Below are 26673 nucleotides of genomic sequence, written 5' to 3'. Positions count from 1 at the left end.
TTATTTAATTAAAACAGACTAAGTCATTGCAGCTGCAGCTTTTATGTAATGTTATTAGTCATATCATACATTATTTTTGATGGAGCTAAAAATAATTAGCTATTGTCTAGTAATACTTATTCTATTTATTAAAATCCGGTAAAGAACTCATAAATTATTAAATTGAATTAAATTATGTTACGATAATATAGAAAGCTGGCAGGTGAATTAGCAAATGTTTTCCCAACCGCTCATTTTTTTGTTTCTTTTGCTGGGTATAGGTGTAATAGCAAAAAATCAATCATTGATTATTGCTGTCTTTGTATTGATTGTCCTTAAAGCAGCCGGCCTCGATTCAAAAGCCTTTTCATTCCTGCAGTCTAAAGGGATTAACTGGGGTGTAACCATTATTACAATCGCTGTCCTGGCACCTATAGCAAGCGGTGAAATCGGCTTCCGGGATTTAGGCGGAGCATTCAGGTCCCCTTATGCATGGGTTGCCCTTGTCTCAGGGATTGCAGTTGCGCTGCTGGCTAAAGGCGGCATTGTTATGCTGGCTGAAGACCCTCATATAACAACTGCTCTTGTTCTTGGGACCATTCTTGCTGTTTCCCTTTTTAAAGGTGTTGCCGTCGGTCCTCTGATAGGGGCAGGAATTGCGTATATGGCAATGAAAATCTTTGAACTCTTTAAATGAATGATTAAAGTGCCCATGATAGATTTTTTGAAAAGAAGAAAGAAAACTTTGAACTTTGATGTCTGTCTAGCGCAAGCAGCCTTTCCCCTCGAGGTGTCGGGGATGGGCAAGGCGCTTCCGCTTTTCTTATTGCCCTTGGGCAATAATGTAAATAAACTTTTTTTGAAAAATAATATTTTTTAACATTTTAAGTGCTTTTCATTCACAAAAGTCAGATAATTGTTTATAATAGGACTTGTAAGCGTAACCTATTTCACGGTACCTATTATATTCAGTTAAGCTCTATTAAAATGTTATTAATATATTTTATTTTTTTCTATTCAGACAAAATGTAAGCATTTTCTTTTTTTTAAAGAGTACCGAGCAACCGCTCGATGGAATGCATGCCAAAAGAAAGTTTATTTCTTCCGTATATCGGGGAGTGCCCTTTCATTAAATGGAAGTTTCACCTTTCATGGTTTTGGTCTGTAGATCGGCTAATACAGCCGGCTTTGCAATGGCTGTCCTGCAGCCCTATAAAGTGTTCATAATAAAGATAAAACAGAATGTGGACATGACAAGGAAGCTTTTCTGAAAAATGAAAAATCAGGTCCGGCTTACTTATGTTTAATGTACAGACAAAAATGGGTATGGGGAAATTTTATTATGTAAAGGAGAGATTCGGTATGACAGTAACACGCGGTCTTGAAGGGGTAGTAGCTACTACTTCGTCTATCAGCTCCATCATAGACGATACATTAACCTATGCAGGCTACAATATTGATGATTTGGCTGAAAATGCAAGCTTTGAAGAGGTTATTTATCTTTTATGGCACAGAAAGCTTCCTACTCAATCCCAGCTGGATGAGTTAAAGAGTCAGCTTGCAGCAAACTACTCTCTTCCAGAGGAAGTTCTGAACCATTTTAAAACATATCCAATTGACAAAGTGCATCCAATGGCTGCCCTTCGTTCTGCAGTGTCTTTATTAGGTCTTTATGATGAAGAAGCAGACCAGATGGATGAAGAAGCAAATTATAAAAAAGCAATCCGCCTTCAAGCTAAAATGCCCGCTATCGTAACGGCTTTTGCTAGAGTAAGAAAAGGCCTTGAGCCAATTGCTCCTAGAACAGATCTTGGATTTGCAGCCAACTTCCTATACATGCTTACAGGCAAAGAGCCTGAACCAATCGCGATTGAAGCATTTAATAAAGCACTGGTTCTTCATGCTGACCATGAACTAAATGCTTCCACTTTTACTGCACGTGTATGTGTAGCCACATTGTCAGATATTTATTCCGGAGTTACAGCTGCAATTGGCGCTTTAAAAGGGCCGCTGCATGGCGGTGCCAATGAAGCGGTAATGAAAATGCTTACTGAAATCAGCACTCTTGAAAACGTGGAGCCTTATATCCGTGAAAAGCTTGAAAAGAAAGAGAAAATCATGGGCTTTGGGCATCGTGTATACCGTCAGGGCGACCCTCGTGCCAAGCATTTAAGAGAAATGTCCAAAAAGCTTACAGAACTTACCGGGGAACCACACTGGTACGAAATGTCCACGCAAATTGAAGCGATTGTTACCGGGGAGAAAAAACTTCCGCCAAATGTCGACTTCTATTCTGCATCTGTATACCACAGCCTGGGAATCGACCACGACCTGTTCACGCCGATTTTCGCTGTAAGCCGCGTATCCGGATGGCTGGCTCATATTCTTGAACAATATGAGAATAATCGTCTGATCCGCCCACGTGCTGACTATACTGGCCCTGGAATGCAAAAATATGTGCCAGTAGAGCAAAGAGGCCTTTAAAAAGCAGAAAAAGCAGATTAATAGAACTAAAATTATTACTCAGCATTTTACTTTTTATCAAAAAATTGCTGTAATAGAGAGAGCAGGGAAAAGGTTAGGGGCAAATGCCTTCTAACCTTTGATTCTGATATACTGATGCAGCATCGTGCCGCAGACTATATAAATAAAAAGGCTGATGCTCGCACACTTTTCAAAATGGAGGGTATAACAATGCAAGGTGAAAAAATCACAGTAACTAATGGTGTATTAAACGTACCAAATAATCCAATCGTCCCTTTTATCGAAGGAGACGGAACAGGCCCTGATATTTGGGCAGCAGCTTCCCGTGTATTGGATGCTTCTGTTGAAAAAGCATATAAAGGTGAGCGCAAGCTTGTCTGGAAAGAAGTATTAGCAGGAGAAAAAGCTTTTAACCAGACTGGTGAGTGGCTTCCTTCTGAAACACTTGATGTGATCAATGAATATCTTATTGCAATCAAAGGACCGTTAACAACACCAATCGGCGGCGGCATCCGCTCCCTGAACGTTGCGCTTCGCCAGGAACTTGACCTATTCGTGTGTCTTCGTCCGGTCCGCTGGTTTGAAGGAGTTCCTTCTCCAGTTAAGCGCCCTCAGGATACTGACATGGTTATTTTCCGTGAAAATACTGAAGATATTTATGCCGGCATTGAGTATGCAAAAGGCTCTGATGAGGTTAAAAAACTAATCTCATTCCTTAAGGATGAAATGGGTGTTAATAAGATCCGCTTCCCGGAAACTTCAGGCATCGGCATTAAGCCTGTATCAGAAGAAGGAACTAGCCGCCTTGTACGCGCTGCCATCGAGTATGCAATCAAAGAAGGCCGTAAATCTCTTACACTTGTACATAAAGGCAATATCATGAAATTTACTGAGGGTGCCTTTAAAAACTGGGGTTATGAGCTTGCTGAAAGAGAGTACGGAGAAAAAGTATTCACTTGGGCTCAATATGACCGCATTAAAGATGAACAGGGTGTTGATGCTGCGAACAAAGCACAGGCAGATGCAGAAGCAGCTGGCAAAATTATCGTTAAAGATGCGATTGCTGATATCTTCCTTCAGCAGATCCTTACACGTCCAAATGAGTTTGATGTTGTTGCGACAATGAACTTGAACGGCGATTATATTTCTGACGCACTTGCTGCACAGGTTGGCGGCATTGGTATTGCTCCAGGAGCAAACATTAACTATGAAACTGGACATGCGATCTTTGAAGCAACTCATGGTACAGCTCCAAAGTATGCTGGTCTTGATAAGGTTAACCCTTCTTCTGTTATTCTTTCAGGTGTATTAATGCTTGAACACCTTGGATGGAACGAAGCTGCAAACATGATCGTTAAATCTATGGAAAAATCTATCGCTTCAAAAGTCGTAACATATGATTTTGCCCGTCTAATGGATGGAGCAACTGAAGTGAAATGCTCGGAATTTGCAGACGAATTAATTAAAAATATGGAATAAGAAAAGCGGAAGCGCCTTGATCAGCCCCGACAGGCATAAGACGAATCATGCAGGAAATCCTGATTTCTGGAGTGATTTGGCTTATGACCCGAGGGGCTAGGCGCTGGAGCTAGACAGTTATCGAAGTTCAGATTTTTATACTTTTTTATTTATGAAAAACGAAAGCGCCTTTAATAAAAGGCGCTTTTGCCTAATATACTATTTCTGCAGTGTTATTTAGATTGCTTCTTGGGGAAATTTCTGAAGCTGGACAGCCGGCGATTTATGTAAATGATGAATGTGTAAAGTTAATAGGATGGCTGTTTTATTAAAACAGCCTCTTACATAAGGAATGCAAATTCCTGATACTTTCATTTCCTAAAGGAGGAACTGCTCATGTCATTGAAACGCAAAAAGATTTCTGTAATCGGTGGAGGTTTTACTGGAGCAACAACCGCATTTTTGCTTGCCCAAAAGGAACTTGGAGACGTTGTACTGGTCGATATTCCGCAAATGGAAAATCCGACAAAGGGAAAAGCTCTTGATATGCTTGAAGCAAGTCCAGTTCAAGGTTTCGATGCGAACATCACGGGTACTTCAAGCTATGAAGATACAAAGGACTCTGACATTGTCGTTATTACAGCAGGCATTGCACGGAAGCCGGGAATGAGCCGGGACGACCTTGTACAAACAAACCAGAAGATTATGAAAAGTGTAGCTCAGGAGATTGCAGCACATTCCCCAAATAGCTATATTGTGGTTCTGACTAATCCAGTCGATGCGATGACCTATACAGTTTTCAAAGAATCAGGATTCCCGAAAAACCGTGTAATTGGACAATCGGGCGTTCTTGATACAGCCCGTTTCCGCACATTTGTTGCTCAGGAACTAAATTTGTCTGTTAAAGACATTACGGGATTCGTACTTGGCGGACACGGTGATGACATGGTTCCGATGGTCCGCTATTCATATGCAGGCGGCATTCCTTTGGAAACATTAATTTCAAAAGATCGACTTGATGCCATTGTTGAGCGCACACGTAAAGGCGGGGGAGAAATCGTCAACTTATTAGGCAACGGAAGTGCATACTATGCTCCAGCAGCTTCCCTTGTGGAAATGTGTGAAGCTATCCTTAAAGATCAGCGACGTGTTCTGCCTTCGATTGCTTACCTTGAAGGAGAATATGGCTACGAAGGAATCTATCTGGGTGTGCCTGCAATCCTTGGAGCAAACGGAATTGAAAAAGTAATAGAACTAGAACTGACAAGCGAGGAAAAAGCTGCCCTCGATAAATCGGCAGATTCAGTTCGCAAGGTAATGGAAGTTCTGGCGTACTGAGGCTAAAAAATAATATTTGAGAAAATAGACAGTAAAAAAATTCGGGGACAATCTCCGAATTTTTTTACTGGAAGCCCTTTTGGGAAATAGTATAAAATGATATCATATAAAAAATAGACTGAATAATTTAAAATATTTAACAGTCTATTTTTTACAGCAACTATGTAAACGGTTACAATACTTGGAGGTGCTTAGATATGCTGCTTGGAAAGAAAAGAAAACTGGGAAGAACCATTGATGAAATATCTGTTGGCGAAAAATTGACGCTTACTGAAAAAATAGAAGATAAGGACCTGTTGCTATACCTGGGCTTAACGAACGATGCAAACCCTTTATATATCCAGCATGATTATGCCTCACAAACACCTTATAAAAAACCGATTGTACCAAGTGTTATGCTGAACGGCATCATTAACTCTGCCATATCAAAATATTTGCCGGGGCCAGGAAGCCATGTTTTAAAGCAGGAGATCGAGTATGTGAAGCCTGTCTATCATTATGGCACCGTTCAATTTTTATTCGAGGTAACAGAAGTGAACACCTCAAGTCACACCGTACAAATTAAGGTACAGGGAACAAATGAAGAGGAGCAGACGGTTATTAACGGACAGCTCCTAATATGCCCGCCATACAAGCCTCAGCCAATGGATGGGAATGCTCTGGATAATTTCTGATAGTAAAAAGATGTGCAGAAGACGCACATCTTTTTTTATGAAATCCAGTACCATCCAACAATTGATCCGAAAAAAAATCATGAAATATATTATAATAAAGGTATATGGCAAATAGGGGTTTGATAGGCAGGAGGGATACCTGCTTTTAAAAAGATCGCTGACACTCCAATGGTGCTGTTTCAGCTGAGGTTTTAAACAGGGGTAATTCATTCACTCGGAGGATCGTATGGATAAGAAAATTCTAGTTGTAGATGACGAACAATCTATCGTAACTTTACTTCAGTATAACCTGGAGCAGGCGGGCTATGAAGTGATCACAGCCATGGATGGCCAGGAGGGAAAAGATCTGGCCATTTCTGAAAAGCCGGATCTAATTGTACTTGATCTTATGCTTCCAAAGCTTGATGGAATTGAAGTATGCAAACAGCTTAGACAGCAGAAAATTGCCACACCTATTTTGATGCTGACTGCAAAGGATGATGAATTCGATAAGGTTCTTGGCCTTGAATTGGGTGCGGATGATTACATGACAAAACCTTTCAGCCCCCGGGAAGTGGTAGCCAGAGTTAAAGCCATCTTAAGGAGGACTCAATTTGTGCCTGAGGCTGCAGAGGAGAAAACAGAAGATGGCGATTCTTTTCGGATTGGCGGGCTGAAGATATTTCCGCAGCATTATGAAGCTTATTTTGAAGATGAACTTCTTGAATTAACTCCGAAGGAATTTGAATTGCTATTATATCTTGCCAAGAATAAGAGCCGTGTTCTTACAAGGGATCAGCTTCTTAGCGCAGTCTGGAATTATGATTTTGCGGGAGACACAAGAATCGTTGATGTACATATTAGTCATTTAAGAGAGAAGATTGAAACAAACACTAAAAAACCTGTATATATAAAAACCATTCGCGGATTGGGCTATAAATTGGAGGAGCCTAAAGGCGAATGAACACGTTTCGCACCCGCCTGTTATTTGCATTGCTCACTTTAATTCTGGTTGTTTTAATTGCGCTAGGCCTTCTTTTAGGACAGCTTTTTAAAAGCTATTATTTAAATACATTTGATGCACGTCTGCAAAAAGAGTCTGAACTGGTATCAAGCTATGTTGAGGGCAACGGAGGCATTGGCTCCCTTAGTATTGATAAAGTCAATGAGTTCGGAGAGATTCTTGATTTGCGTGTAACTGCTACTGATAGCCAGGGCAGAATATTAATGGACAGCAGCGTCAAAAGTGAGACAACAAAAATCAGGCATCAGGAAATTATATTAGAAGTTTTAAAAAAGGATTCTGCAAATGAATCAGGATTGGAAGTGGGCGGAGGGTTTAACCTGCACTATTATTGGCAGCCTGTCATGATAGAAGGCGAGAAGGAAGGTTATATCTTCTTAAGTACAAAGATGGCTGAATTCCAAAAGGCTTATCAGCAGATTTGGTGGATTTTGACTATAAGCCTCGGACTTTCTTTATTTGTGATTATTCTGCTTGGATCAAGAATTACAGCACGATATACAAAGCCTATCGAGTCAGCCACAAAGGTTGCGATTGAACTTACAAAGGGAAACTACCGGGCAAGAACATATGAAGATCAGGAAGACGAAACTGGTATGCTGAGTAAGTCTATCAATGTATTGGCAAGGAATCTTCAGGAAATGGTGAAGTCCCAGGAAATGCAGCAGGACCGGCTTGGAGCTCTTATTGAAAATATGGGAAGCGGCCTGATTCTTATTGACAGCAGAGGCTATATTAATTTAATGAACCGGCCATATAAAGAGGTTTTTAATGTAAATCCTTCCGAATACCTATACAAGCTCTATTATGAAGTGATTGAACACAAAGGTATTACGGAAATGGTCGAAGAAATTTTCATGACTGAACAGAAAGTAAAAAAGCAGCTTATTATTCCTGTCAATATCGAACGACGTTACTTTGAAGTATATGGAGTCCCGATAATTGGCACAAATGATGAATGGAAAGGGATTTTGCTTGTTTTTCATGATATTACAGAACTGAAGAAGCTGGAGCAGATGAGGAAGGATTTTGTAGCAAACGTTTCCCATGAATTGAAAACACCTATAACTTCTATTAAGGGTTTTTCGGAAACTCTTTTGGATGGTGCGATGGAAAACAAACAGGCTCTGAATGATTTCCTCAGTATCATTTTGAAGGAAAGTGACCGGCTCCAATCTCTTATTCAGGATTTGCTGGATCTATCGAAAATCGAAAAGCAAGGATTCAGTCTTTCCATTCAGCAGCTGGATCTGACTGATGTGCTCGAAGATGTGATGGCCATAATGAAAGGGAAAGCAGCAGAAAAGGAAATTGTTTTTGAATATCAGAGAGATGAAAAACCGGTATATATTGAAGGTGATGTTCACCGGCTTAAGCAGGTGTTTATAAATATCATATCAAATGCTATTTCTTATACGCCGAATCAGGGGGTCATCTATATTTCGGCTGCAAAGACCGGCAGCACAGTATTGACTGAAATAAGGGATACAGGAATTGGGATTGAAGCCAGTGAAATTCCGCGTATTTTTGAACGTTTTTATCGGGTGGATAAAGCCAGAAGCAGAAATTCCGGAGGAACAGGATTGGGCCTTGCCATCGTAAAGCATCTGGTTGAAGCGCATAAAGGATCCATCTCAGTAAAAAGTGAGGTCGGCAAAGGCACCTCCTTTTTAATTGAACTTCCTAAACTGATTAATGAAAAAAATGGTTGAAGTGGCAGGATTAACTTTACATTAATTTTACAGCAGATTTATGTCAACTTTACATTCCGCTGATAAAATCATAATTGTTAAACCCCTTCATCCAAGGAGCCATAGAAAAAGGTGAAAGCTGACCCCGCTTTCGCCTTTTTCATTTTTGATCATCTTTCTTTAACTTTTGTCATATTTATGAAACCTTTACGTAAATAAATCGTATGAAAAGTTATAGAAAGCGCTAGGGAAGGGGAGAGAGAAATGGTCAGCTTAAAGCGAATTTATACAATCGCAGGGCTAATTCTGGCAATTGTTATATTAAGTATAGTTGCCTTTACAACATGGTACACCGTCGATGAATCGGATCAGGCAGTTATTTTAACATTTGGGAAAGTTGAGGAAGGCATTACGGAGCCGGGACTTCATTTCAAATTGCCATGGCCTGTTCAGAGCGTGGAGAAGCTTTCAAAAGAAACTTTTTCTCTGCAGTTTGGATATGAAGAAAAAGATGGAGAAATAAAGGATTTTCCTGATGAGACAAAGATGATAACCGGGGATGAAAATATCGTTTTGGCAGATCTGGTTGTACAGTGGAAAATTACGGATCCTGAAAAATATCTTTATAATGCTGAAGATCCAGAAGAAATTCTATACGATGCTACTTCCTCATCCTTAAGAAGTATTATAGGAGGTTCTAAGATAGATGACGCGCTTACCTCAGGGAAAGCAGAGATCGAAGCGGATGTCAGAGAGCTCCTTACCTCTTTAATTGGCAAATATGATATTGGCATCTCCGTTCTTGCAGTCAAACTGCAGGATGTGGAATTGCCGAATGACGATGTAAGAAAAGCCTTTACGGATGTAACGGATGCAAGGGAAACAGCCAATACCAAAATAAATGAAGCAGAAAAATATAAGAACCAGAGAATGAATGAAGCAGAAGGTGAGAAGAAGGCTCTTGCCTCTAAAGCGGAAGGTGAAAAGGCAGCACGTCTGGAAAGAGCACGTGGAGATGTGGCAGTATTTAATAAATTGTACGGAGAATACAAGAATAATCCTGATATCACTAGAGAGCGGCTTGTCATTGAAACGCTGGAGCAAGTCCTTCCAGGTGCTGAAATTTACATTATGAATGACGATGGAAATACAATGAAATATTTCCCGATCAGGCCTCTTGAGAAAGAACAGCCCAAACAGAAAGAGGAAGGTGGTGCGGATAATGAGTGATCAAAATGTCGTAAATATCAATGAACGGGGCGGGAATTTCCAGTGGAGAAGTTATACCAAACTTGGAATCATCCTTGTGCTTATCATTGCCGCACTAGTAATTCTATTCAGCAACCTTTTTATTGTAAAGGAAGGGGAGTACAAGGTCATCCGTCAATTTGGGGAGGTGGTCAGGATTGAGAGCAAGCCTGGATTAACATACAAAATACCATTTATCCAAAGTGTTTCCACGCTCCCAAAATACCAAATGACTTATGATGTGTCAGAAGCTGAAATCAATACAAAGGACAAAAAGGTCATGATAATCGATAATTATGCTGTATGGAAAATTGATGACCCGAAAAAAATGATCTCAAACGCCAGAACATTGGAGGGAGCGGAGGCCAGAATGGAAGAGTTCATCTACTCCGTGACCCGCTCCGAATTGGGCCGGCTGAATTATGATGAAATAATTAATGATGAAAAGTCATCAAGGGGATCATTGAATGATCAAATTACTTCTAAAGTGAATGAATTGCTATCAAACGATAACTATGGAATCACAGTAACAGATGTAAGAATTAAACGAACAGATTTACCGGCAGAAAACGAACAGTCCGTATATACCAGGATGATTTCCGAGCGCCAGTCAACAGCCCAGGAATACCTGTCCAAGGGTGATGCCCAAAAGAATATTATCATTGCTGAAACGGACAGAAATGTCAGGGAAATGCTTGCCAAGGCCCAGGCGGATGCTGAAACGATCCGGGCGGAAGGAGAAGCGGGAGCTGCGAAGGTCTACAACGAAGCCTTTTCAAAGGATCCTGAATTTTATTCCTTATACCGCACGCTTGAATCCTATAAAAAGACCATTAATGGCGAGACTGTAATTGTTCTCCCTTCGGACTCACCATATGCCCGGCTGCTGATGGGATATACGGATTAATAATTTATAACCCAAAAGCCGTTATTTTTCTTTCTCTATCTGCTCATGATAGAATAAAGGAAAATATCGGCTTTTTTATTGTGGGCAAGCCGCTTGCGCTTTTCTGATAGGAGGAGATATTAGTTGGATAAAAAAAAGCTTGTTCTGATAGATGGCAACAGCATCGCTTATCGGGCATTTTTTGCTCTGCCGCTTTTAAACAACGATAAAGGAATACATACAAATGCTGTCTACGGATTTACCATGATGCTGCAAAGGATACTGGAGGATGAAAAACCAACCCATCTCCTTGTGGCGTTCGATGCCGGAAAAACAACCTTCCGCCATAAAACCTTCAGCGAGTATAAAGGAGGAAGGCAGAAAACACCGCCTGAGCTATCAGAGCAGTTCCCTTATATCAGAGAACTTCTCGATGCTTACGGAATCTCCAGATATGAACTGGAAAACTTTGAAGCGGATGATATTATTGGAACTCTGTCCCTCCATGCCGAAAAAGATGGCTATGAAGTTAAAGTTATATCAGGGGATAAGGATTTGACACAGTTAAGTTCCGATTCTGTAACAGTCAGCATTACCCGCAAAGGCATTACTGATATAGAAGAATACACACCAGCACATATAGAAGAAAAATACGGAATCACTGCTGACAGGATTATTGATATGAAAGGCCTAATGGGAGATAGTTCAGATAATATCCCAGGTGTTCCAGGAGTGGGCGAAAAAACAGCTCTTAAATTGCTGAAAGAGTTTGGTACCCTTGAAAAACTCTTGGATTCTGTTGATAAGGTAGGCGGAAAAAAACTGAAAGAAAAGCTGGAAGAATTCAGGGATCAGGCTTTAATGAGCAAGGAACTTGCCACTATCACCAGAGAAGCCCCTGTTGAAATTAAAATTGAAGACATTGAATATGAAGGTTTTGAAAAAGAAAAAGTCATAAGCATCTTTAAAGAATTAGGCTTTAACTCTTTACTGGAAAAACTTGGCGGGGACACAGATGCAATCGAAGAGAATCTGGAAGAAATTGAATTTACCATTGCAGCTGAAATTAAGGAAGAAATGTTTACTGATGAAAATGCATTCTATGTTGAGCTTCTGGAAGATAATTATCATTATGCAGACATCATTGGTTTTTCCGTTGCAAATGATAAGGGGAATTTCTTCTTCTCCAAAGATACGGCTTTAGAGTCTGATGTTTTTAAAAGATGGGCTGAAGATGAAACCAAAAAGAAGACAGTCTATGATGCAAAAAGATCGGAAGTCTCACTCCGTCATCATGGTATTCATCTAAAAGGTGCCGATTTTGACCTTTATATTGCTTCTTATCTTATTAACCCGTCTCAGACCATTGAAGATATGGCCTCTATAGCAAAAAATCATGGCTATAATGCGATTCAATCTGATGAAGCTTTTTACGGAAAAGGAGCAAAAAGGCGGATTCCGGAAAATAAGGAGCTTGCCGGGCATTTGGCAAGGAAAGCAGCGGCCTTGATGACACTGAAGGAAAAACTGGATAGTGAATTGAAGGAGAACCAGCAATCCGAGTTGTTTTATGACCTGGAAATGCCGCTGTCACTGATTTTAGCTGATATGGAATCAACCGGTATTAAAGTGGATCTTGAACGCCTGAAAACAATGGGACAAGACCTGCTCTCCAAACTGGATGAAATCGAAAAGCGCATACATGAGCTTGCCGGGGAAGCCTTTAATATTAATTCTCCAAAACAGCTCGGTGTGATCCTTTTTGAAAAATTAGGGCTGCCTGCCATAAAAAAAACCAAAACAGGCTATTCCACTTCTGCTGATGTTCTTGAAAAGCTTGAGAACAGCCATGAAATTATCCGGGACATCCTCCATTACCGACAGCTTGGCAAACTTCAATCCACTTATATTGAAGGCCTGCTTAAGGTGGTTAACTATGAAACCGGCAAAGTCCACACCAGGTTTAATCAGGCTCTTACACAGACAGGTAGATTAAGCTCAACAGACCCGAACCTGCAAAATATTCCGATCCGGCTGGAGGAAGGGCGAAAAATCAGGCAGGCATTTGTCCCGTCAGAACCTGGCTGGGCCATCTTTGCAGCAGACTACTCGCAGATTGAACTGAGAGTGCTGGCTCATATTGCGAATGATGAAAAGCTCATTGAAGCATTTAATGAAGATATGGATATTCACACCAAAACGGCAATGGAAGTATTCCACGTTAATGCTGATGAAGTAACGTCCAATATGCGGCGCCATGCAAAGGCTGTTAACTTTGGAATTGTCTACGGAATCAGTGATTATGGCCTTTCCCAAAGCCTTGGCATCACAAGAAAAGAAGCCGGTAAATTTATTAACCGCTATCTGGAAAGCTATCCTGGCGTTAAGCAGTACATGGACGATATTATCCATGATGCAAAACAAAAAGGATATGTCTCGACCCTTCTTCACAGAAGAAGGTATCTGCCTGAAATCACAAGCCGAAACTTCAACCTGCGAAGCTTTGCAGAAAGAACCGCCATGAACACACCAATCCAGGGAAGCGCAGCAGATATAATTAAAAAAGCCATGATTGATATGGCTGACCGCTTAAGAAAAGAAGAACTCAAAGCACGCCTACTGCTGCAGGTTCACGATGAACTGATCTTTGAAGTACCAGAGGATGAAATAGAGGCGCTCAAAAAAATCGTACCGGACGTTATGGAAAATGCAGTAGAATTGAAAGTTCCGCTTAAAGTGGATTATTCTTTTGGGCCAACGTGGTTTGATGCGAAATAAAAGCAGATTGTATTTTTGAATACAAAAAAAGTTTTCTAAACTGTATTAAAAAGGAGGGGGACCATGCCGGAACTTCCTGAAGTTGAAACGGTCAGAAGAACATTGCAGGAATTGGTGATCGGCAAAACCATTGCACATGTTTCGGTTTTCTGGCCCAAAATGGTTAAGCATCCGGAAGAGCTTGCACAATTCAAGGATGCTTTAGCAGGCCAAATTTTTCAGGACATTGGCAGAAGAGGAAAGTTTCTAATTCTCTATACCAATGATTATGCCCTTGTGTCCCATCTGAGAATGGAAGGCAGGTACGGCCTTTTTTCAAAAGAAGAACCTGTTGAAAAACACACTCATGTGATTTTTCATTTTACAGATGGTACAGAGCTCAGATATAAGGATGTCCGTAAATTTGGAACGATGCACCTATATGCAAAGGGCGAAGAATTTAAGACTCTTCCGCTGGCACACCTTGGACCGGAACCATTTGCAGAAGAGTTTACGGCAGACGACCTTGCTGCAAGACTTTCCCGTACCACCCGTAATATCAAAACTGCACTTCTCGATCAGAAAACGATCGTAGGGCTAGGAAATATTTATGTCGATGAAGCATTATTTCGTTCAGGAATACATCCAGAAAGAGCGGCAAATAGCTTAACAAGAAGAGAATTGGAGACACTTCACAAAGAGATTGCGGATACTCTGAGTGAAGCAGTTGATAAGGGAGGGAGCACCATTCGCTCCTATGTTAATTCCCAGGGGCAAATTGGCATGTTTCAGCTCGAACTTTTTGTTTATGGGCGAAAAGGGGAAGATTGCAAAGTCTGCGGAAGCACGCTTGAGCGGATCGTGACAGGAGGCAGGGGGACAGTTTACTGTCCAGTTTGCCAGAAAAAATAACAATGAAGAATAGAGCTGAAATGCGTTTCGAATAACATTGGATGGGCTTCTTCCATATACTATCGTAGCGATTGTCAGGAAGGAGCTCTATTCTATGGCGCATACATTCTCACTTTTGATACTTGCTTTTGCTGTCAGTCTTGACAGTTTTAGTGTCGGTTTAACCTATGGCTTAAGGAAAATGAGAATACCATTTAAATCGATCAGTATAATCGCTTGCTGTTCAGCTATAACATTAATGGCTGCCATGACAATTGGCCATTTTATAGAAGCCTTTTTATCTCCGGCTTTAGCTGAAAGTTTAGGGGGAGTCATTCTTATTTTTTTTGGTGCCTGGGTTCTTTATCAATTTTTCAGGCCGGAAAAGGTTAAGGATGTCCTGCCGCATGAAAAAACGATTGTAAACCTGGAAATCAAATCTCTTGGGCTTGTCATTAATATCCTGAAAAAGCCGATGTCTGCTGATTTTGATAAATCGGGAACCATCACAGGAATTGAAGCACTTATGCTCGGGCTCGCTTTATCGCTTGATGCTTTCGGAGCTGGAATCGGTGCAGCCATGCTTGGGTACTCGCCTTTCTACCTTGCAATGACAGTCGCCGTTATGAGTTCTCTGTTTGTGTTTATGGGAATGCAGGTAGGATCCCTCTTCTCCAAAAGCGGCTGGGTCCATAAGTTCTCATTCATTCCTGGAATTATTCTAATCGTAATCGGGATCTTAAAAATCTAGCATTTTATATGAAAGGAACACACTATGTCACTGACTGTAGGTTTGACAGGCGGGATTGCAAGCGGGAAAAGCACCGTTTCATCTCGCCTCACCGAAAAAGGATACACTGTAATCGACGCGGATATAGAAGCCAGACTAGCTGTTGAAAAAGGAGAAGAAGCTTATCAGGAAATTGTCCGTCATTTTGGGGAAAGGGTTCTCCTCAGTGACGGTTCAATTGATCGTGCAGAACTGGGCTCCATTATTTTTCATGATGAAAAAGAGCGGAAAGCCTTAAATAGCATTGTACATCCTGCCGTCCGCAAAAGAATGACAGCCAAAAAGGAACAAGCTATCAGGAATAATGAACAACTGATTATTCTTGATATACCTCTTTTATTTGAAAGTAAATTACAATACATGTGCGACAAAACATTATTAGTATATGCAGATGAAGATATACAGCTGCAGAGACTGATGCAAAGAAATCAGCTTTCCGAGAATGAAGCAATGGCAAGAATCCATTCCCAAATGCCTTTAAGAGAAAAGAAGGCATTGGCCGATGCTGTAATCGATAATAATGGCAGAATTGAAGAAACAGAGACACAATTGTGGGATATTTTAAGAAAATGGAATGCTATCTAAGGGCCTGTCACAGGCTCTTTTTTGTTGCATTTAATGCCCAATTAGTATGACAAAAATAAACATAATGTTTCGGAATAATAGGCCATTTCCCTATAAAATCTGGTGATAGAAAAGAGTTTATATTTCTGAATTGTTAAACATTAAAAAATCCGCATTTTATTCATCACAAATGAACACCAATATGTTATACTAATAGCAACTTGAAGCAATAAAAAGTATAACACTAATGTGGAAGGGGCCGTAACATGAAGGCGAGAATAGCGATTAATGGTTTTGGAAGAATTGGACGTATGGTTTTTAGAAAAGCCATCCTTGATGAAAATCTTGAAGTGGCTGCCATAAATGCAAGCTATCCTGCTGAAACTTTGGCACACTTAATTAAATATGATACAAATCATGGACCATTCGAAGGAAGTGTTGTTCCAGAAGACAATGCTATTGTTGTAAACGGTAAAAGGGTTCAGCTTGTCAGCAGCCGGAATCCTCAAGAACTTCCCTGGAAAGAAATGAACATCGATATTGTCATTGAAGCTACAGGAAAATTCAATTCCCGTGATAAAGCGGCACTTCACCTTGAAGCTGGAGCAAAAAAGGTAATACTTACTGCTCCTGGAAAAAATGAAGATGTGACTATAGTTATGGGTGTAAATGAAAGCGCATTAAAAATTGAAGAACATGATATTATTTCAAATGCATCATGTACAACAAACTGCCTTGCACCTGTTGCAAAAGTCCTTGATGAACAATTTGGAATTGAAAACGGACTTATGACAACAGTTCATGCATATACAAACGACCAAAAGAATATTGATAACCCGCATAAGGATTTACGCCGGGCACGTGCCTGCGGACAGTCTATAATCCCGACTTCCACTGGTGCCGCCAAAGCTTTGTCGCTGGTATTGCCTCACTTAAAGGGCAAATTGCATGGAATGGCACTCCGTGTCCCAACGCCAAACGTTTCTTTAGTTGACCTTGTTGTAGACTTAAAGCAAGACGTCACAATTGAAGAAGTGAATGCGGCTTTTGCAACTGCTTCACAGGGATCGCTGCACGGTATCCTTGATATTACTGACGAACCACTGGTTTCAATTGATTTCAACACAAATGAACATTCTGCCATCATTGATGGATTATCTACTATGGTAATCGGCTCCAGCAAAGTGAAAGTACTTGCCTGGTATGATAATGAGTGGGGCTATTCTTGCCGCGTTGTAGACTTAACAAAATTTGTTGCACAGGAACTTTTTCAGGCATCTGCCGTAAAAATTGGATAATGGCCAGTTTCTCTTAATATAAAACTACCCATACTTTTAAAGCCTGCCATTCCCCGGCAGGCTCCTTTTATTGGACAAAATTATATCCTGAGAAGGAAAAGTCTTCAGAAATTTTGCCAAAAAAAATGTAAAACAATGTGTTGCAAAAAGAAATTAAACAAAGTATACTAATCCTCGTGAACTTCTCCGAGGTTTTGGTATGGTAGCTACTTAAAGGGTTAGGACCTCTCTGGACTAACTTTCCCCCGTGGTAGTTATGGACCAGTTAAAATCTGGAATTTCATTAATTAATAGCTTAAAAGTTTAAAGGGGGAAATTTGAATATGGAAACTATGGGTCGTCACGTTATCTCAGAACTTTGGGGATGCGATTTTGAAAAGTTAAATGATATGGATTTTATTGAGCAGACATTTGTAAATGCTGCATTAAAGTCTGGTGCTGAAATTCGCGAGGTTGCATTTCATAAGTTTGCGCCACAGGGTGTAAGCGGAGTGGTTATCATCTCTGAATCTCATTTAACTATTCACAGCTTCCCGGAGCATGGCTATGCCAGCATTGATGTGTATACGTGTGGAGATCTTGACCCTAACATCGCTGCAGACTTTATTGCAGAATCGTTAGGAGCTCAAACGCGTGAGAATATCGAAATTCCTCGCGGTATGGGTCCAGTTCAAGTTAAACAAGCTCAAGTGCTTTAATAACAGAATGATCTTAAGCAATCCAGAGGTGTATTGAATACACCTCTTTTTATTTTGCTTAAATTTGCTTAAATACATTACCTTTAGTATCTCCCGTAAAAAAAAAATAGTACAATAAGGATACATGAAAAATAACGGAGGAAAGAGGATGTCTATTTTCAGGCAGCTTGCCAGCCGCTATAAAAAGCAGTGTGAAACAAATGAAAACCACTCTGATCCAGAGCTCACTACAAGATATTATAGAACCAATACAGCTCAAATGCTGCAGACGATTGAAGAATTATTCAAAGCAGACCAAAATGTAAACATTCTCAGCATTTCCAAAGAACACGGAGAGATTGCAGCAGAAATTAAGAAAGATAAATCTTGTTTTGCCATTGTCACAGTCGTAACTGTCAGGCCTTTCGAAACGGCTGTAGATATCAATATCTCAACTGAGCAATCCTCTCCGGCAGGTGTACACCCAATACTTAAAAGAGAAGTTCTTTCCATTTATGAAAAGGTGAATAAACGGCATGATTTTCTCGGTTCTGCAAGAAACGCAGATAAATAGTTGTACTTGTACTGACAACTCCTTTTTTATAAGATAAGAGTAACAAATAAAATACGGTAATTGGTCTAAAGCCAGCAAAATTACTTATTTATCGCTGTCTAACGGGCAGTAACCCCCCACTTCAAGCCTCAAGGGAATCGAAGGAGGGTAAGCGGGGGAAAACTGCCCGTAAAGGCCCGATAGAAGAACAAAGCCTAAGAACGCCACGTCCTGTGGCAACGTCTTTGTGAACCACTTCCTGTTGGCCTCAACTAACAATCAGCGGGGGACCCCCTGATTGAAGTTTCACTTTATAAAAGAATTCGGAGCTGATTGTATGAGATGCCCTTCATGCCAAAACAATAATACCCGTGTTCTCGATTCCCGTCCTGTTGATGACAGCAGGTCCATTCGGCGCAGAAGGGAATGCGAGAAATGCGGATACCGGTTTACGACTTTTGAAAAAGTGGAAGAAATTCCTTTAATCGTTGTGAAAAAAGAAGGCACCAGAGAGGAATTCAGCCGGGAAAAAATACTGAGAGGCCTTATTAAAGCATGTGAAAAGAGGCCGGTTGCCCTAAAGGATCTGGAGGAAATTACTTTTGATGTGGAAAAAGAGCTCCGCAGCAACGGTGTCTCCGAAATAAAAAGCGATGAAATTGGCGAAATGGTTATGGACAGGCTCGCAAATGTGGATGATGTGGCATATGTTCGTTTCGCATCTGTATACAGGCAATTTAAAGATATTAATGTTTTTATCGATGAACTCAAAGAATTAATCAAAAAAGAACAATCTTAAATCAGGTCAGTTGCTGCTGTCCCTGATTTCTAATGAAATAGTCTAATGGGCTGAAGGATTTCTTTGGCTCTTTTTTTACGGTATATGCTTTTGATATTAATCAGAGTAATAAATATTCTTAATAGAAAAAGGTGAACACCATGGCCCAGCATTGGCAGGAGATGCTCCCCATTGATCGATATACAGTAGCAGCCAGCGGGCTTTTGCATGATTATGACCGAAAAGTGCTGACTCTGTTATATCAGCCGCTCATTGGCTCTGTGTGCTTCAGTTTATATATGACATTATGGGCGGAACTTGAAGAAAACCGGCTATGGGCATCTTCTAATTCACACCATAGTTTAATGAATTTCATGGGCATGGGGCTTAAGGATATATATGAAGCCCGCCTCAAGCTAGAAGGGATAGGACTTTTAAAGGTATACGTAAATAAAGATGAAGAGACAAGGTCATTTATTTATGAACTTCTCCCCCCGCTGACACCTGAACAATTTTTCCTTGATGGCATGCTCAATATTTATCTTTATAAGAAATTGGGCAGAAACCAATTTATGAGGCTGAAACGCTTCTTCTCAGACCAGAAGGTAAAGACAGCCACAGGATATGAGGAAGTTACAAAGGCTTTTCAGGATGTATTTAAATCAGGACACCCTGGTTCTTTTGAGGTTGACGATGAAGTGGTGCAGCTGATGAATGAATCAGAGACAGAAGGGTATATTGGAAGGCAGGAACAGGAAGGCATTCAAATCGGGAATGAAGATTTTAATTTTGAACTGCTTCAGGCAGGGCTGAATGAATCACTAGTACCGAAAAAGGCCATCACAGTTAAAGTAAAGGAATCCATCAGCAATCTTGCCTTTTTGTACGGAATTGACCCTATTCAAATGAAAAATATCGTCATCAGCGCTGTAAATGAAGATGATGAGATAAACATTGATGAGTTGAGAAAATCTGCACGGGACTGGTATCAATTCCAGAACCAGGACCAGCTGCCATCCCTGATTGACAGGGTTCAGCCTGCCATCCATCAGTCTCATAAAAAACAGCCTGAAACACAGGAAGAAGAGTTGATCCGTTATTTGGAAATCACCTCACCAAGGCAGCTGTTAAAAGATATATCAGGAGGGGCAGATCCATCAAAAGGCGACCTGCAGATCATTGAAGATGTCATGTTTCAGCAAAAGCTTTTGCCAGGGGTAATTAATGTGCTGATTCAATATGTTATGCTCAAAACAGATATGAAATTGACCAAAGGCTACGTAGAAAAAATAGCTGGTCACTGGGCTAGAAAGAAAATTAAAACACCCAAGGCAGCTATTGATTTAGCTAAGAAAGAACACCGGCAATACCTGGATTGGGCGGAAGGAAAGAAAACAGCCAGCACAACTGGAAACAAAAAGAAGCCGATCAGGACAGAAATGCTTCCGGACTGGTTTGATGAAAAAAGCAGTGCATCCGCCAAAAAGACAGAGCCTCAGCAGCAAGTAAGCGAAAAGGATCAGTATGAGCTGGAAATGAAAAAAAAGGAGCTTCATGAAAAATTAAAAAAACTGCGTTCACAGGAGGTGACTGATTGATGGAGAAAATTAATGAAACATTAAGGCGCCTTGCGGGCAATGAAGGTTTTCAAAAAAGGTATGAAATGATGAGGAATCAAACGCTTAATCACCCTGAAGTGAAGGCTTTTATCCAAACTCATCGGGATGAATTGACATCTGAGATGGTTGAAAAGAGCCTTAGCAAACTCTTTGAGTATACACAGCAGAGCAAGGAATGCAATAAATGTCCGAGCTTGGAGGGCTGTGTGAATTTTATGCAGGGCTATCATCCGGAACTTGTAATTCAAAGAGGATCGGTCGATTTGAAATATGATAAGTGCCCTCGAAAGGTCATGCACGATGAGAAGCGGAGAAATGAAAAATTAATTCAGAGCTTATATGTACCATCGGATATCCTTCATGCCACTTTTGATTCCATATATGATGATGACGATCGCATTGAGGCTGTTGATAAGGCGGCATCTTTTGTCATGGACTACCAGCCGGGATCCAAGGGAAAGGGAATTTATTTTTATGGGAAATTCGGTGTAGGCAAATCTTATTTGCTTGGTGCTATTGCCAATAAGCTTGCAAGCCAGAAAGTATCCTCCATGATTGTCTACGTTCCCGAACTATTCAGGGAATTGAAGAATTCAATTGGAGATCAAACTTTGAACAGCAAGATTGAAACCATTAAAAAAGCACCTGTTTTAATGTTCGATGACATTGGTGCCGAAACCATGTCCAGCTGGACAAGGGATGAGATATTAGGGCCAATTCTGCAGTTCCGCATGCAGGAAAGCCTGCCAACCTTCTTTACTTCCAATTTCGATCTGCAGGGTCTCGAACATCATCTCTCCTACAGCCAGCGCGGCGAGGAGGAGAAAATGAAGGCAAGGAGAATCATGGAGCGTATTAAATACCTTGCTGAACCAGTGCTTGTAGAAGGACCGAACAGAAGAGTATAACCTGAAAGCTGCCGATAAAGTGTCCGGCAGCTTTTATTATTCAATTTACAATAGTTTAATGCACTAAAAGGCTAATCCCGCTTCTAACTTGGCCAAGTCCGCCATATACATAGAACAGAGATTTGTATAAAGGGGGGATTTGGTTGATCGAAATCATTTTCCAAAGCAGCACGGATGCGAGGAATTTTTATGAGCATCTTTATGAACAGCTGCAGTCTTTTTGTCAATGTGATAATAATATTCTTCATTTTGAAGATCAACATATAGTCAGAGTTTCTGCTGATAATAGCAGCGATGTCCTAAATACTGTTAAGGAAGTGTTTTTCCAATTTATAGTGAGCCAGAAGCAGGATGATTGGTTTAAACGGATACTGATGGAGCATTATTATTATGAGGACGAAGGCGAGCAGCAGCAGATTCTTGAAATCATTCACTCTATTTTGGAAGGAAGCCGGGAGGATCTTGCTGCGTTTGTCAGTGGCCTGGATGTAAAAGAAAGCTTGAAAAGTGCTATTGACCTGCTGTTCCAGAATAACATTTCCTTTTCTTTTGATTCTTTCGTAAAATTCCGGATGCGGCCGCTTATGAATGAAATGACCAAATACGTTGAAGTTTCCATCGATGAATATAAAATGGAGCAGGAATACCAGATGTTTATTCATACATTGAGAGATTTCCTGGCAGGAAAGGAGCCAAAGATTAATACGATCCATGTCCTGATGGGAGAAAGCGTTTATTTTTATGATGGGCAATTGTGCGAAATTAAACGTGGAGAGCTATTAAGAATGATTGACCGCAAGCTATTATCCAATCATCCTGTATACGTGGATTCCGTTACGATTGCTCCGCTGCTCTCAATCGCACCCTCAGCTATTTATCTGTACTCGGATGATTTCGACCAGCCGCTGGTCAGAACAATCCGCAATATTTTTGAAGAAAGACTTGAATTAAGATCTATTGAAGACTTTTATAAATATCAAAATGCCGATGATGAAAAATGTAAAAGATACCCTTGATTTTCCTGAAATAACAAACTATAATAACGTACATATTATAAAAATCGAGCACAAGTTGCGATGAGGATATGGGTATTCTAATACGGTTTAAAGAGAGGGAAGGCAAGGCTGAAACCTTCCTAACACGATTCGAATGCTTACCGCCTCTGAACTCCAGCCAGGAAATGGGCTGGCGGGAAAAGACCGTTATCTTACTACAGAGTCGTTTTTTTTCTAAGAGAACGAGAAGTAGGGTGGAACCGCGTGTTAAATACAACTCGTCCCTTTTTTAGGGACGGGTTTTTTTATTTTTTTAGTGTAAAACGCTATAGCATCTGATCCAGGTGTCTTGCGCTAACATAAAAAGGGAGGAAATATCATGTCAGAAGTTGTTAAAGTTTCGTTTCCGGATGGAGCTGTAAAGGAGTTTCCAAAGGGAACGACAACAGAAGATATTGCAGCTTCGATCAGCCCGGGCCTGAAGAAAAAGGCAATTGCCGGCAAGCTGGATGGAGAAATGTATGATCTTCGCCGTCCAATCGAAAAGGATGGAGCTGTTGAAATTGTAACACCGGACTCAAAAGATGCGCTGGAGGTTCTTCGCCACAGTACTGCCCATCTAATGGCGCAGGCAATCAAGCGTTTATATAAAAATGTAAAGCTTGGGGTAGGTCCTGTCATTGAAGGCGGATTTTATTATGACATCGATCTGGAAGAGTCACTTTCACCAGAGGACCTTCCTGTGATTGAAAAAGAAATGAAGAAAATTATTAATGAAAACCTTGACGTTGTCCGCAAGGAAGTCAGCCGTAATGAGGCGGTTCAGATGTACAAGGAAATTGGTGATGAATACAAGCTTGAACTGATTGAAGCCATTCCTGAAGATGAAACAGTGACAATCTATGAGCAGGGTGAGTTCTTTGATCTCTGCCGCGGAGTCCACGTTCCATCAACTGGAAAACTTAAAGAGTTCAAACTTTTAAGCATTGCTGGCGCCTACTGGAGAGGCGACAGTGATAATAAGATGCTTCAGCGCATTTATGGAACAGCTTTCTTCAAGAAAGAAGACCTGGCTGAGCATTTGCGTCTCCTTGAGGAAGCGAAAGAGCGTGACCACCGTAAAATCGGCAAAGAGCTTAACTTGTTCATGAATTCGCAAAAAGTCGGACAGGGCTTGCCGATGTGGCTTCCGAAAGGGGCAACAATCCGCCGCAATATTGAGCGCTATATCGTTGATAAAGAAGAAAGACTGGGCTATGACCATGTATATACTCCGATCATGGGGAGTGTAGATCTTTATAAAACATCTGGTCACTGGGATCATTATCAGGAAGACATGTTCCCTGTAATGGAAATGGATAACGAACAGCTTGTTCTTCGTCCAATGAATTGCCCGCATCATATGATGATCTATAAGAATGGCATCCACAGCTATCGTGAACTGCCAATCCGTATTGCTGAGCTTGGAACTATGCACCGCTATGAAATGTCAGGAGCACTATCCGGCCTTCAGCGTGTACGCGGCATGACTCTGAACGATGCTCATATCTTTGTTCGCCCTGACCAGATAAAGGAAGAGTTTAAGCGTGTAGTACATCTGGTGCTTGAAGTGTATAAAGACTTCGATATCAATGACTACTCATTCCGTCTTTCCTACAGAGATCCACAGGATACTGAAAAGTACTTTGATGATGACGAAATGTGGGAAAAAGCACAGGCCATGCTTAAAGAAGCCATGGATGAAATCGGTCTTGATTATTTTGAGGCAGAAGGCGAAGCAGCCTTCTACGGTCCGAAATTGGATGTTCAAGTTAAAACTGCGCTTGGCAAGGATGAGACATTATCTACTGTCCAGCTGGACTTCTTGCTTCCTGAACGTTTTGACCTGACTTATGTAGGTGAAGATGGAAAGCCTCATCGTCCGGTCGTTATCCACCGCGGTGTCGTTTCCACTATGGAACGTTTTGTGGCATTCCTGATTGAAGAGTATAAGGGAGCGTTTCCAACTTGGCTTGCCCCCGTTCAAGTTCAGGTCATTCCGGTTTCTCCTGATATTCACTTTGATTATGCCAAGCAGGTCCAGGAGCATCTTCAGGCAGAGGGCTTCCGTGTAGAGCTGGATGACCGCAATGAAAAAATCGGATATAAAATCCGTGAAGCGCAAATGCAAAAAACTCCATACATGCTTGTTGTTGGAGACAATGAAGTAGCTGAAAAAGCTGTAAATGTCCGCAAATATGGAGAGCAAAAATCAGAAACGGTTTCATTTGAAAACTTCATCTCAGCACTAAAAGCTGAAGTTAAACGATAATCATTAAAAAAGGGCTGCATGAGCTGCAGCTCTTTTTTTGTGAAGTCTTCGTGACAACCCTCAGAATTTGAAATACCCAAATCAGCTGCTGCAAACCAGAAAGTTGGCATTAAATTCATTTTGAAAAAATGTTAAAATCATATTGCCAAAAGCGAATAATTTTGTTATGCTTTTCTTCGTTGTGATAAAAGTTATTCGTTTGACACGAAATCATACTTTGTGATATAGTAGCTAAGGTAAATTGAATACAGTTTGAGGAAAAGAAGAAGCACCCGCTTCTCACCTGATTGACGCAAAGTGCAGTTGGCAGGTTTTACGTGAACATTTTGTGTTTATATACGTAAGTGTGGGTGTTTTCATCCGCACTTTTTTATTTGGTTAAAAACAGCTCAGCTTCCTCTCCGGAAGAGAAATGTTGCATAACTTGCGATTCAGCTTTGGTCCGGTGCAGCTGGCAGCTGTAAAGCTGTCTGCTTCAGCAGGCGCTTGCGCTTTTCTTGACCCAAACGTTGTGTTCGCATTAAACCTTGGAGGTGTCTAGCTATTAGCAAAGATATGTTGTTAAACGAGGGCATTCGCGCCCGCGAAGTCCGTCTTATTGACCAAAACGGCGAGCAGTTAGGTATTAAATCAAAATTCGACGCACTTGAAATTGCTTCTCGTGCCAATCTTGATCTTGTTCTGGTTGCACCGAATGCGAAACCTCCGGTAGCCCGTATCATGGACTACGGAAAGTTCAAATTCGAGCAGCAGAAGAAAGACAAGGAAGCTCGCAAAAACCAGAAGATTATTAGTATTAAAGAAGTTCGTCTTAGCCCGACTATTGAAGAGCATGACTTTAATACAAAGCTTCGCAATGCTATTAAATTCCTTGAAAAAGGCGATAAAGTAAAAGCATCGATCCGATTTAAAGGTCGTGCCATTACGCATAAGGAAATTGGCCAGCGTGTTTTAATCCGATTTGCACAGGCATGCAATGAAGTTGCAGCAGTGGAATCTCATCCAAAAATGGATGGCCGAAGCATGTTTATGGTCTTAGCACCGAAAAACGACAAGTAAGAGGAGGAATTCCCAATGCCAAAAATGAAAACTCACCGCGGCGCTGCTAAGCGTTTCAAAAGAACAGGTTCTGGTAAACTGAAGCGTTCTCATGCTTACAGAAGCCATATGTTCGCTAACAAATCTCAAAAGCAAAAGCGTAAGCTTCGCAAAGGAACTCTTGTTTCTTCAGGCGATTACAAGCGCATCCGTAACTTACTAGTAAATCTTAAGTAATATCTCGAAATTAGGAGGGAAATAATATGCCACGTGTAAAAGGCGGTACTGTTACTCGCAAACGTCGTAAAAAAGTTCTTAAATTAGCTAAAGGTTATTTCGGTTCAAAACATACATTATATAAAGTTGCTAACCAGCAGGTTATGAAATCCCTAATGTATGCATACCGCGACCGTCGCCAGAAAAAGCGCGACTTCCGCAAACTTTGGGTTACTCGCATCAATGCAGCAGCTCGCATGAACGGTCTTTCTTACAGCCGTTTAATGCATGGTTTAAAGCTTGCTGGCATCGAAGTTAACCGCAAAATGCTTGCTGAATTAGCAATCGCTGACGAAAAAGCATTTGCTGAATTAGCATCAGTTGCAAAGCAGCAGCTTAGCAAGTAATAATTATTCATAAAATAGCCATTCCCTTAAATGTGGGAATGGCTTTTATTTTGCTTTAAATGGACAGAAGCTTTCGTTTCATTTAAGCTCAATACAGACTTAATACATTT

24 protein-coding genes and 1 other annotated feature are annotated in these 26673 nt (G+C 40.8%); all 24 genes read left to right on the top strand.

Going from position 1 to position 26673, the window contains the following annotated elements; genetic code table 11:
- The first annotated feature begins 214 nt into the window (after nt 1–214).
- The 24 genes from ACXAD1_RS19480 (at nt 215) to rplT (ending at nt 26563) form a co-directional block, all read left to right on the top strand.
- Nucleotides 215–676 (top strand): DUF441 domain-containing protein, encoded by a 462-nt coding sequence (locus tag ACXAD1_RS19480; protein ID WP_206839070.1) that lies wholly within the window; start codon nt 215–217, stop codon nt 674–676.
- A 665-nt stretch (nt 677–1341) separates the two neighbouring features.
- Nucleotides 1342–2463: a citrate synthase gene (gene citZ / locus ACXAD1_RS19475; protein WP_206839068.1), complete on the top strand. Its 1122-nt coding sequence runs from the start codon at nt 1342–1344 to the stop codon at nt 2461–2463.
- A 210-nt stretch (nt 2464–2673) separates the two neighbouring features.
- Nucleotides 2674–3942, top strand: coding sequence for an NADP-dependent isocitrate dehydrogenase (gene icd, locus ACXAD1_RS19470; RefSeq protein WP_206839067.1), 1269 nt, complete (start codon nt 2674–2676; stop codon nt 3940–3942).
- A 375-nt stretch (nt 3943–4317) separates the two neighbouring features.
- Nucleotides 4318–5259: a malate dehydrogenase gene (gene mdh, locus ACXAD1_RS19465; protein WP_206839066.1), complete on the top strand. Its 942-nt coding sequence runs from the start codon at nt 4318–4320 to the stop codon at nt 5257–5259.
- A 197-nt stretch (nt 5260–5456) separates the two neighbouring features.
- Entirely contained in the window at nt 5457–5933 is a 477-nt protein-coding gene (locus tag ACXAD1_RS19460) for a MaoC/PaaZ C-terminal domain-containing protein (protein WP_206839065.1), read from the top strand.
- A 226-nt stretch (nt 5934–6159) separates the two neighbouring features.
- Entirely contained in the window at nt 6160–6876 is a 717-nt protein-coding gene (locus ACXAD1_RS19455; RefSeq protein WP_206839064.1) for a response regulator transcription factor, read from the top strand.
- A complete protein-coding gene (gene pnpS, locus ACXAD1_RS19450; protein WP_206839063.1) occupies nt 6873–8648 on the top strand; it encodes a two-component system histidine kinase PnpS in 1776 nt (591 codons plus the stop codon). Before ACXAD1_RS19455 ends, pnpS begins: the two co-directional genes overlap by 4 nt.
- A gap of 243 nt (nt 8649–8891) precedes the next feature.
- Nucleotides 8892–9857 (top strand): FtsH protease activity modulator HflK, encoded by a 966-nt coding sequence (gene hflK, locus ACXAD1_RS19445; protein ID WP_206839062.1) that lies wholly within the window; start codon nt 8892–8894, stop codon nt 9855–9857.
- Nucleotides 9850–10782 (top strand): protease modulator HflC, encoded by a 933-nt coding sequence (gene hflC, locus ACXAD1_RS19440; RefSeq protein ID WP_206839061.1) that lies wholly within the window; start codon nt 9850–9852, stop codon nt 10780–10782. Before hflK ends, hflC begins: the two co-directional genes overlap by 8 nt.
- A gap of 123 nt (nt 10783–10905) precedes the next feature.
- Nucleotides 10906–13539 carry a DNA polymerase I gene (polA, locus tag ACXAD1_RS19435; RefSeq protein ID WP_474910802.1) on the top strand — a complete coding sequence of 878 codons (2634 nt, stop codon included), beginning with the start codon at nt 10906–10908 and terminating at the stop codon, nt 13537–13539.
- A gap of 63 nt (nt 13540–13602) precedes the next feature.
- Nucleotides 13603–14430: a DNA-formamidopyrimidine glycosylase gene (gene mutM / locus ACXAD1_RS19430; RefSeq protein WP_474910801.1), complete on the top strand. Its 828-nt coding sequence runs from the start codon at nt 13603–13605 to the stop codon at nt 14428–14430.
- A gap of 94 nt (nt 14431–14524) precedes the next feature.
- Nucleotides 14525–15160: a sporulation membrane protein YtaF gene (gene ytaF, locus ACXAD1_RS19425; RefSeq protein WP_474910800.1), complete on the top strand. Its 636-nt coding sequence runs from the start codon at nt 14525–14527 to the stop codon at nt 15158–15160.
- A 24-nt stretch (nt 15161–15184) separates the two neighbouring features.
- Nucleotides 15185–15784, top strand: coding sequence for a dephospho-CoA kinase (coaE, locus tag ACXAD1_RS19420; RefSeq protein ID WP_474910799.1), 600 nt, complete (start codon nt 15185–15187; stop codon nt 15782–15784).
- A 245-nt stretch (nt 15785–16029) separates the two neighbouring features.
- On the top strand, nt 16030–17061 hold the full coding sequence (locus tag ACXAD1_RS19415) for a glyceraldehyde-3-phosphate dehydrogenase (protein ID WP_206839055.1): 1032 nt from the start codon (nt 16030–16032) through the stop codon (nt 17059–17061).
- Between the two features lie 323 nt (nt 17062–17384).
- Nucleotides 17385–17759, top strand: coding sequence for an adenosylmethionine decarboxylase (gene speD / locus ACXAD1_RS19410; protein ID WP_009333223.1), 375 nt, complete (start codon nt 17385–17387; stop codon nt 17757–17759).
- A gap of 148 nt (nt 17760–17907) precedes the next feature.
- The gene (locus ACXAD1_RS19405) at nt 17908–18312 is read left to right on the top strand and encodes a hypothetical protein (RefSeq protein ID WP_206839054.1); all 405 of its coding nucleotides are present in this window, start codon (nt 17908–17910) and stop codon (nt 18310–18312) included.
- A 316-nt stretch (nt 18313–18628) separates the two neighbouring features.
- Entirely contained in the window at nt 18629–19090 is a 462-nt protein-coding gene (gene nrdR, locus ACXAD1_RS19400; protein ID WP_206839317.1) for a transcriptional regulator NrdR, read from the top strand.
- Between the two features lie 140 nt (nt 19091–19230).
- Nucleotides 19231–20667 carry a replication initiation and membrane attachment family protein gene (locus tag ACXAD1_RS19395; RefSeq protein ID WP_370221781.1) on the top strand — a complete coding sequence of 479 codons (1437 nt, stop codon included), beginning with the start codon at nt 19231–19233 and terminating at the stop codon, nt 20665–20667.
- Complete coding sequence (gene dnaI / locus ACXAD1_RS19390; protein ID WP_206839316.1) at nt 20667–21596, top strand: primosomal protein DnaI; 930 nt, start codon at nt 20667–20669, stop codon at nt 21594–21596. Before ACXAD1_RS19395 ends, dnaI begins: the two co-directional genes overlap by 1 nt.
- Nucleotides 21597–21739: 143 nt before the next feature.
- Nucleotides 21740–22612: a putative sporulation protein YtxC gene (locus ACXAD1_RS19385; protein WP_474910798.1), complete on the top strand. Its 873-nt coding sequence runs from the start codon at nt 21740–21742 to the stop codon at nt 22610–22612.
- A 358-nt stretch (nt 22613–22970) separates the two neighbouring features.
- Nucleotides 22971–24902 carry a threonine--tRNA ligase gene (thrS, locus tag ACXAD1_RS19380; protein ID WP_474910797.1) on the top strand — a complete coding sequence of 644 codons (1932 nt, stop codon included), beginning with the start codon at nt 22971–22973 and terminating at the stop codon, nt 24900–24902.
- A gap of 254 nt (nt 24903–25156) precedes the next feature.
- Nucleotides 25157–25280, top strand: a sequence feature (ribosomal protein L20 leader region).
- A 177-nt stretch (nt 25281–25457) separates the two neighbouring features.
- Nucleotides 25458–25961: a translation initiation factor IF-3 gene (infC, locus tag ACXAD1_RS19375; protein WP_206839046.1), complete on the top strand. Its 504-nt coding sequence runs from the start codon at nt 25458–25460 to the stop codon at nt 25959–25961.
- Nucleotides 25962–25976: 15 nt separating this feature from the next.
- Nucleotides 25977–26177: a 50S ribosomal protein L35 gene (rpmI, locus tag ACXAD1_RS19370; RefSeq protein ID WP_009333215.1), complete on the top strand. Its 201-nt coding sequence runs from the start codon at nt 25977–25979 to the stop codon at nt 26175–26177.
- A gap of 26 nt (nt 26178–26203) precedes the next feature.
- Nucleotides 26204–26563 (top strand): 50S ribosomal protein L20, encoded by a 360-nt coding sequence (gene rplT / locus ACXAD1_RS19365; protein ID WP_053434161.1) that lies wholly within the window; start codon nt 26204–26206, stop codon nt 26561–26563.
- Nucleotides 26564–26673 lie beyond the last annotated feature (110 nt).

The sequence above is a fragment of the Cytobacillus sp. ABV4_503 genome, assembly GCF_056158445.1.
This window is presented reverse-complemented; position numbering and strand designations above follow the sequence as displayed.